Raw genomic sequence first — 8,359 nt, 5'->3', positions numbered from 1 at the left:
GATGACCGCCGCACCATAGCGCATACAAAGCTTGGCGCGTTCGACGAACTCAGCATGGCCTTCTTTTAACGAGATAGAGTTGACGACGGATTTACCTTGAATGCGTTTAAGCCCTTCTTCGATAATGTCCCATTTTGATGAGTCAATCATCAGGGGCACACGGCTAATATCAGGCTCACCAGAGACCAAATTGACGAAGTGAATCATCGCCTGTTTGGAGTCGAGCATACCCTCGTCCATATTGATATCGACGATTTGTGCGCCGCCCTCGACTTGGTCACGGGCAACATCGAGCGCTTCAGTATAAGCTTCGGTTTTGATTAAACGTAGGAATTTCTTTGAGCCCGTCACGTTAGTACGCTCACCGACATTGACGAATAAGCTTTCGGGGGTAATAGTAAATGGTTCAAGTCCCGATAAGCGGCAAGCAGGAGGGATTTCAGGTATCACGCGCGGTGGGTAATTGGCGACCATCTCCGCAATCAGGCGAATGTGCTCAGGCGTAGTACCGCAGCAACCGCCGACGATATTTAGAATGCCAGCTTTGGCAAAACCTTCAAGCAGGGCAGCCGTTTGCTCCGGTGTTTCATCGTACTCACCAAATTCATTGGGCAAACCCGCGTTTGGATGGGCGGAGACATAAGTATCGGCGATGTTTGATAGGGTTTGAATATGCGGACGCAGTGCATCAGCACCAAGCGCACAGTTAAAGCCAACAGATAGCGGCTTGGCATGGCGAATCGAGTTATAAAATGCCTCAGCCGTTTGACCTGAAAGCGTCCGACCAGACGCATCGGTAATTGTCCCCGAAATCATAATCGGTAATTCAAAACCGATATCATCAAACACGCCCGTCACCGCAAAGATTGCAGCCTTAGCATTTAGCGTATCAAAAATAGTCTCGATTAATAGAATATCAACGCCACCTTCTATCAAAGCCAGCGTCGCCTCGCGATAGTTCAGCACCAACTCATCAAAGGTGATATTACGAAAGGCTGGGTCATTGACGTCAGGGGATAATGAACAAGTACGCGACGTCGGCCCAATAACGCCTGCCACAAAGCGCGGCTTTTCTGGGGTCTTAGCGGTGTATTCATCAGCAGCTTCGCGCGCAATTTTAGCAGCGGTTTTATTCAATTCTGGCACGAGATGCTGCATATCGTAGTCGGCCATTGATAAGCGCGTACCGTTAAAGCTATTGGTTTCAATGATATCCGCGCCTGCGGCCAGATGCGCGCTATGAATCTCTTTAATCATCTGCGGTTGAGTCAGTACTAGCAAATCATTATTACCGCGTACATCTTGCTCAATATCGGCAAAATGCTCACCGCGATAATCGGCTTCCTCTAACTTAAAGGTCTGAATATGGGTACCCATCGCACCATCTAGCATTATAATTCGCGCCGCCATCTGCTCGGTGAGGCGTGCGCGCGCGGTTAACTGCTGTTCTTTATAAGGAAATACAGCAGGCGGCGTCAAAATAAAGTCGCTAGCCGTGCTTGATACATTGGTGGCATTGGCTGTATTGGTATTGGCGACACCAGTATGATTATGAGAACAGGTCGGTGGGGTGGTGGTTTGAGTCATAGGAGCGCTGCTTATTAGAGTCAAGATAAGAAAAGGAAGAAGATAAAGTGTTCAAGATTTTTAGGGCGAGCTTACTAAGTTAGCTACTGATAAAATAGGGCGTATAAAACAATAGTATTGATAAAAAGGTGGCTTAAAAATTGATAAGCAAATCTGGATTATTCTAGCACGAAACGGCTATTACTCGCGGGATTGTACTTATTCCGCTTATTCCATTTTGGCACTATCACTGACGCCATCGTATTTGAAAATAACAAAAATTGATTACTATGACCAATTATCGTTGCACGAAATTAGCCCCGTATTAAGCGTTAAAATGCCATTAAAAGTTCCGAATTAAAAATACAGTTATAACAAATTCTATTGGATAACGCAGCTTGGAACAAATGAATATCATTTTAATAGAGGATTACCTAAAGCTTTGATTTGTATTTATAAAGCAGTTATTTATACGAGGTTTTATTAAACTGCCTTGGTTTACACGTAAGCTACAAAAATTAGCCTAAACGCAAGTTTATAATGCTTTGTGATATGTTAATTTAATTTCAGAAGGATTGGCGTTTCATAAGCAATGCTTATTAGTAACTGTTAATGGTTTTTATTTGAGAGTGGTTAGCAATTAAGAATTAAAAACGGAATAGGCAAGGGTTTTAAGGAAAGACAATCTGACCGTAAGACCGTAATAAAAATCAATAAATTGTAATCAGTTAGCTATTCATTTATCAAACCATGTAGTCATTCAATCATTAAGGACAATGTTATGAAACTGATCAAAATCGCCACTCTTGGTACCTTAGCACTTTCAATTGCTGGCCTTAGCGCTTGTAATAATATGATGCCAACCAAAACCCCTGCCACAAAGGCGCCTATGCACAGCCAGCCAACTGCCAGTATGAACGTGGTACAGATTGCACAAAGCAACGCTGATTTCTCACTACTAGTAGAAGCCTTGCAAGCGGCAGGTTTGGCAGGCGCGCTGACCGATACCAGTGCAAGCTACACGATACTGGCTCCGACCAATGCCGCTTTTGTGCAAGCGTTACAAGAGACCGGCATGACCAAAGCTGAGCTGTTTGCCAACAAGCCGTTGTTGACCAAAATCTTGACCTATCATGTGCTTAAAGGTAATACGCCTGTTTACCAAAAACATGTCAGACCGGGTAATTACACTATGCTTAGTAATGACACGCTGGTGATTACGCCACAAGGCCGATTAATGGATGAAAATGGTCGTACTACCAAGATTTTAAAAACAGATATCGCGGCGAGTAATGGCGTGATACATGTGATTGATAGAGTGCTGTTGCCTAAATAATTTTATTGCTTAAATAAATTATTACCTAAATAAGCAGTAAAAGAGCGACAAATTATTTGCTTAGGTAGTAGGCAGATTCAAATGATATATAACTATTGCTAGGTTATAAACTTAAGATTCTTGTTTAGCCTAGCAATGGGACGCTATACGTGATCGATACAGTGTTGCTACCTAAGTCAGCAGTAAGCAAAAAATAATCAGCTAAGATAGTAGACATTGAGTGATATTACCTAACTTATCACTCATTTACCGGCATTTTCATCTAGAAACTTTTATTTATCCGTGTTTATATCAGTATCTAAATTTAAAAGTTCCAAAACTAAAACCGTTCTAAAATCAAAAAATACCATCTACAAACCCGTTATTTCAAAGGAATGACCTATGTTAAAAAAGAATTTATTATCTATCGCCGTCGTTACCGCTGCCATGTCACTGGCGGCCTGTAACGATAAAGAAGCCGTTACTGAGCCAGTTGAGCCAGCCGCAACTACTGAAGTAGCCGTTGAGCCAGAAACCACCACAGATATGCCAGCTGAAGCAGTGGCTGAGTCTACTGATGATGCGATGCCTATAGATGCGGCAGCGACGCAAAGTATCGGTGAGATGGCTGCTGGTAATGAGAATCTAACCATCCTAACCGAAGCGCTGCAAGCGGCTGAGCTTGATGACATGATGATAGCAGAAGGTCAGTACACGGTATTCGCCCCAACCGATGATGCTTTTGCTGCTTTGTTGACCAAACTGAACGTCACTAAAGAGGAATTGCTCGGTAATAAAGAGTTGCTAACTAGCGTATTGACGTATCATGTCGTACCGATGGTGGTTAAAGCTGCTGACATCCCTTATGGTACCGCTATCGACACGGCAAACGGTCAAACCATCTCTATCAGTGATGCTAACGTGATTACCGATGCCAGTGGTAACACCGCTAATATCGTTGGCACCGATATGATGGCAACCAACGGTGTGGTCCATGTAATTGATACAGTTTTATTGCCTAAATAAGGATCAGCGATTCACACCAGTCTTACTTTAAAATGCAAAAAGCCTAGCTATATAGCTAGGCTTTTTTATGTCTGCTCACTGATGAAAGGTTTATCTCAGTCGCCCTGTATAGTCAAGATATTCTAAAAACGCTACATATTGCTGATATCAATTTTTTGTAGCCTCTGTCTGCGCAGGCAGAGCAAGTAAGAAAAATTGATATCAGCAGTACGTGATGTATCGATATCGCTTTTCACTCAATATAACGGTCTTAAGGTAAACTTACTATATAAAAGAAGCCTGAGACCATTGCCTCAGGCTTCTTGTTTTATCGATGCTTATAGTGTCATCAATACTATTTAGATAACATTATAGCTCAGTAAACTATAGACGTTCTTTATGTAGTGGGTCTTGAGCTGCCATTCTTTGTTGCTGCTTTAGATGACGCTCTTCCCAATACGGTGCATTTTTGATACCGAATTTTGCTGGATCAAAGGTATAGTGCTTCACGCCTGCTTTACGCTGTGCTTCATAATCTCTAAGCATAGTAAGCGTTGGACGCGCGACAATAAAGATAACCAAAATACCAACGATATTTAACCAAGCCATTAGACCTACGCCGATATCACCGATATCCCAAATGTAGCCTGCAGAGTTAAGACCACCGTAGGCAACCATCACCATGATTAAGATTTTAACTAAGAATAGACCAGTTCTATTAGCGCCGCGACTGATAAAGCGCGTCAAGTAGGCGACGTTTACTTCAGCGATATAGTAGTACGCTAAGATGGTGGTAAATGCAAAGAAGAAGACCGCAACGGCAATAAAGATATTACCAAATTGACCGTACATGGTTTCCATTGCCATCTGCGTAAAGGCAGGCGAGTTGATCTCAACACCAGCCGCGACGTTTTGTACGATGAATTGACCGTCAGGTAGTGTGCCCTGGATATTATAAGTACCCATGGTAATGATCATAAACGCAGTCGCAGAACAGACTAGTAAGGTATCAACATACACTGAGAATGCTTGTACCAAACCTTGCTGTGATGGATGCTCAACTTCCGCAGCCGCCGCAGCGTGAGGACCTGTACCTTGACCCGCTTCGTTAGAGTAAATACCACGTTTGACACCCCAACCGATAGCGGCACCAAAGCCTGCTTGCGCGGTAAACGCATCACTGATAATCAAACCGAAGACTTCTGGAATCATCTGATAATTGGTAAACATAATGACGAGTGCAAGGCCAATATAACCGAGTGCCATAAAAGGAACAGCATACTCGGTAAAGGTTGCGATACGTTTGATACCACCAAAGATAATAGTACCTAAGATGACCAAAATGATAGCAAGACCGACCAAGCGCATAGAGCCAACTTCTAAGCCCATGATATTCATCGGCGTGCCTTCACCCATGACTTGAGCAAACGCGCTGATAACGCCGTTTGCTTGTACGCCCGGTAAGAACATACCGCAAGCTAAGATAGACGCGACGGCAAAAAGAATGCCATACCAGCGTTGACCAAGGGCGCGCTCAAAATAGTAAGCTGGACCGCCGCGGTATTCGCCAGTGATGACGTCTTTTTCTTTATAAATCTGTGCAAGGGTTGCTTCGACATAAGCGGTAGATGCACCTAAGAAAGCCACAACCCACATCCAAAATACCGCACCAGGACCACCGAAACCAATAGCGGCAGCGACCCCAGCGATGTTACCCATACCCACACGCCCCGCTAGGGATACGGCGAGTGCCTGAAATGATGAAATACCCTGTGCACTTGATTTACCAGTAAAAAGTAAGGTAATCATTTCCCCGAATAAACGTACTTGTACGAAGCGCGTCATGATGGAATAAAATAAACCTGCGCCCAAGCAGAGATAAACCAATGCTGGGCTCCAGATAATTCCGTTTACTAAATCGACTAAACCTTCCATATGTATATTCCTAGTACTGTCTCAAAGTGGCTATATATGATGATGCTAAGAGTAGACCAGCTTTAATATCCTTATTAAAACCAACCACTCAAATAATCTGCATGCACTTAACTGCGGTGGAAATTCTCCTTACAGATTAAGTTTCATACGCGCTTAGCCACTAAGGATGGACTGTAGTTGTCTGCTGTTATCCGTCTGGTTTATGAACAATAATGAGCGTATGCAACCGCTTATCAGCGTTGATAGTTTATTAAGGCTGCTTTTATGTAAAGCGCTTAAAATAAACCAGTGGATAAAACAGGCGGTTATAATATAAATAACCATCATCTCAGTAAGCGAGAGGATGGCACTTAACTTTTTATGAGTCATATCAGCTGGCTACACTTACATGGTAGAGTAAGGTAATAGAGCAGTCATTAGTCGTTTATCAATCCTTTTTGATGCGACATTGACACGCAGTTAATACCAAAATTCTTATAAGTCCACTACCAAATGTATTCAAACCGTACGGCTACGTAACTGCAATTTGCCATATTTTTTAGTCAATTACTAGAATTTTCTTTATAAGGGCGTTCATTTATAAATGGTTTTCTTTGCTCGATTGCTTATCCAAGGTCAAAAAATCTTCTATTTATTTTGTATTGGCCAATATTTTTTAATTAACCGTTAATGGGGGCTTAAAAGACAGGCGCGCTAACAGCAGTACTAAATTCCTAAAATGCGCCACAGCCCTACGATAAACGCTGCTTTGAGGTTGTGTTTTGGTAACGATGAATTGTAAAAGTGACGGTATAGCGCCATTATTAGCACAATATATTGCTGCTGCGGTATTCACGCCATGAAACGGTTAGCTGCGAAACTGTCGGTTATAAAATCCAGTAGGCGATAAACTATAAGTGCATATTAAGTGGTTAACATTAAAAAAAGCGATTAAAAAACGTTTTGTTTGTTATTTATCATTAGGAGAGTCAACGATGACGCGTAAATCTTTTTTAAAACCTATGTTGCTATCAGCAATATTAGCGACCTCTACCGTTGGTTTGAGCGGTTGTGGCTATAACAATTTGCAGGCGCAAGATGAGCAGGTCACCGCGGCTTGGTCAGAAGTGGTCAACCAATATCAGCGTCGTTCGGACTTGGTACCAAACCTGGTCAAAGTCGTGCAGCAATATGCTAAGCAAGAGCAAGAGGTGTTTACCCAAGTCGCGGCAGCGCGCTCACAAGCGGGCGGTATTACAGTCACGCCAGAGCTGCTCAATGACCCTGAAGCAATGGAGCGCTATGCGGCTGCCCAAGATCAGATGACTGGCGCGCTATCGCGTTTGATGGCGGTTTCTGAGCGCTATCCTGAGCTAAAATCTGATGCTTTGTTCCAAGATTTGCAGGCGCAGCTGGAAGGTACAGAAAACCGTATTACGGTGGCGCGTAACCGTTATATCCAAGAAGTTCAAGGCTATAACACTACCGTGCGTCAGTTCCCAACCAATATTACGGCCAAAGTATTTGGCATGGACGCCAAACCAAACTTTAGCGTTGCCAATGAAAAAGAAATATCGACTGCACCAAGTGTCAACTTCGGCGACGATAATGCGCAGACGGCGCAGTAAAGCAAAGTTTTCAGTTTAGGCGTTCTATCTACCATGATGGCCTATAAATGCTACTGTTTATGTGACAGTGCGTTTATTTAACAGTCCGTTTATTTGCTCAAAAATGATAGAACGCCTTAATCGTCAGTCGTTTTTTTTGTTGTCGTTTATAGCAGTTGGTTCTGTCGTCATTTATTAGTACAGATGTCATTTGAGGTGGTATAGATTAGATGAAGCATTCAACAGCACTATTATCCGCATTATTATTTACTCTAAGCATTGGAAGTGGCTCGCTGCTGCATGCCGCGCCCGATGCTAATAATAATACGGCGGTCGCTAGCGATAGCACCTCAGATATGCAAAACCGTAGTGTCGAGGAATTGGTAGCGATTGCAAAAGCTGCCGAATCTAATGAAGCCATCAACGATGCGGTCTTAGGTAACGAAGCCATTAATGAAGCTATTCTTGGCAATGATGCTATCAATCCTAATGCTGCTAATTCCGATAGTAATACGACTACCTCAACAACTTCTAATCGTCCGCCTGTACAATCAAGTGCTCAGGGTGTCGATGCTGATAAGCTCATCTTAAACTCGCCGGTTATCGATCAAGCCAATATCTTAAACCCGCAAGAAAAGCAGCGTTTAGAGGCGCAGCTAAGAGGCATTTATCAGCAAGGTTTGGCGCAAGCTGCGGTGGTCATTGTACCGACCACCAATGGCATGCCAATCTTTGATTATTCGCTACAAGTTGCCGAAAAATGGCAGCTGGGTAATAAAGATATTGACGATGGTCTCTTGATGGTCGTTGCCGTTAATGACCGCAATATCTATATTTTAACCGGCTATGGGCTAGAAGGGGTGTTGCCAGATTCGGCGGTCAACCGTATTATTCGCGAAGACATCACACCGCTATTTAAGCAAAATGACTATGGCGCTGGGATATTGGCGGG

At 43.2% G+C, this 8,359-nt stretch carries 5 protein-coding genes and 1 pseudogene; 4 read left to right on the top strand and 2 right to left on the bottom strand.

Annotated elements, in window-relative coordinates; genetic code table 11:
• Positions 1–1,410, bottom strand: a 1,410-nt coding sequence (locus V7D75_RS10145) for a homocysteine S-methyltransferase family protein (RefSeq protein ID WP_333614467.1), incomplete at its 3' end; no start/stop codon positions are given.
• A gap of 937 nt (positions 1,411–2,347) precedes the next feature.
• Here V7D75_RS10145 and V7D75_RS10140 point away from each other — a divergent pair.
• Both V7D75_RS10140 and V7D75_RS10135 read left to right on the top strand, forming a co-directional pair.
• On the top strand, positions 2,348–2,902 hold the full coding sequence (locus V7D75_RS10140) for a fasciclin domain-containing protein (protein ID WP_333614462.1): 555 nt from the start codon (positions 2,348–2,350) through the stop codon (positions 2,900–2,902).
• 381 nt (positions 2,903–3,283) lie between these two features.
• The gene (locus V7D75_RS10135) at positions 3,284–3,907 is read left to right on the top strand and encodes a fasciclin domain-containing protein (RefSeq protein ID WP_333614461.1); all 624 of its coding nucleotides are present in this window, start codon (positions 3,284–3,286) and stop codon (positions 3,905–3,907) included.
• Between the two features lie 363 nt (positions 3,908–4,270).
• Here the strand turns inward: V7D75_RS10135 and V7D75_RS10130 are convergent, their stop codons facing one another.
• Complete coding sequence (locus V7D75_RS10130) at positions 4,271–5,821, bottom strand: alanine/glycine:cation symporter family protein (protein ID WP_068408544.1); 1,551 nt, start codon at positions 5,819–5,821, stop codon at positions 4,271–4,273.
• Positions 5,822–6,795: 974 nt separating this feature from the next.
• On the opposite strand from V7D75_RS10130, the gene V7D75_RS10125 reads away from it, so the two are divergent.
• Both V7D75_RS10125 and V7D75_RS10120 read left to right on the top strand, forming a co-directional pair.
• Positions 6,796–7,428, top strand: a complete 633-nt coding sequence (locus V7D75_RS10125) for a LemA family protein (protein WP_333614460.1) — start codon at positions 6,796–6,798, stop codon at positions 7,426–7,428.
• Between the two features lie 209 nt (positions 7,429–7,637).
• Positions 7,638–8,359 (top strand): annotated as a pseudogene (locus V7D75_RS10120) (TPM domain-containing protein); the annotation flags it as partial.

Origin of the sequence: Psychrobacter sp. (genome assembly GCF_036731945.1) — a bacterium.
GTDB lineage: Bacteria > Pseudomonadota > Gammaproteobacteria > Pseudomonadales > Moraxellaceae > Psychrobacter.
Note: the sequence above shows the minus strand (reverse complement) of the source record. Positions and strands in the feature narration are given on the sequence as shown.

What these genes read in the sequence shown, in the direction of transcription:
- V7D75_RS10140 (WP_333614462.1), top strand. Translation starts at nt 2,348, where the DNA reads ATGAAACTGATCAAAATCGCCACTCTTGGTACCTTAGCACTTTCAATT.
- V7D75_RS10130 (WP_068408544.1), bottom strand. Translation starts at nt 5,821, where the DNA reads ATGGAAGGTTTAGTCGATTTAGTAAACGGAATTATCTGGAGCCCAGCA.
- V7D75_RS10125 (WP_333614460.1), top strand. Translation starts at nt 6,796, where the DNA reads ATGACGCGTAAATCTTTTTTAAAACCTATGTTGCTATCAGCAATATTA.
- V7D75_RS10135 (WP_333614461.1), top strand. Translation starts at nt 3,284, where the DNA reads ATGTTAAAAAAGAATTTATTATCTATCGCCGTCGTTACCGCTGCCATG.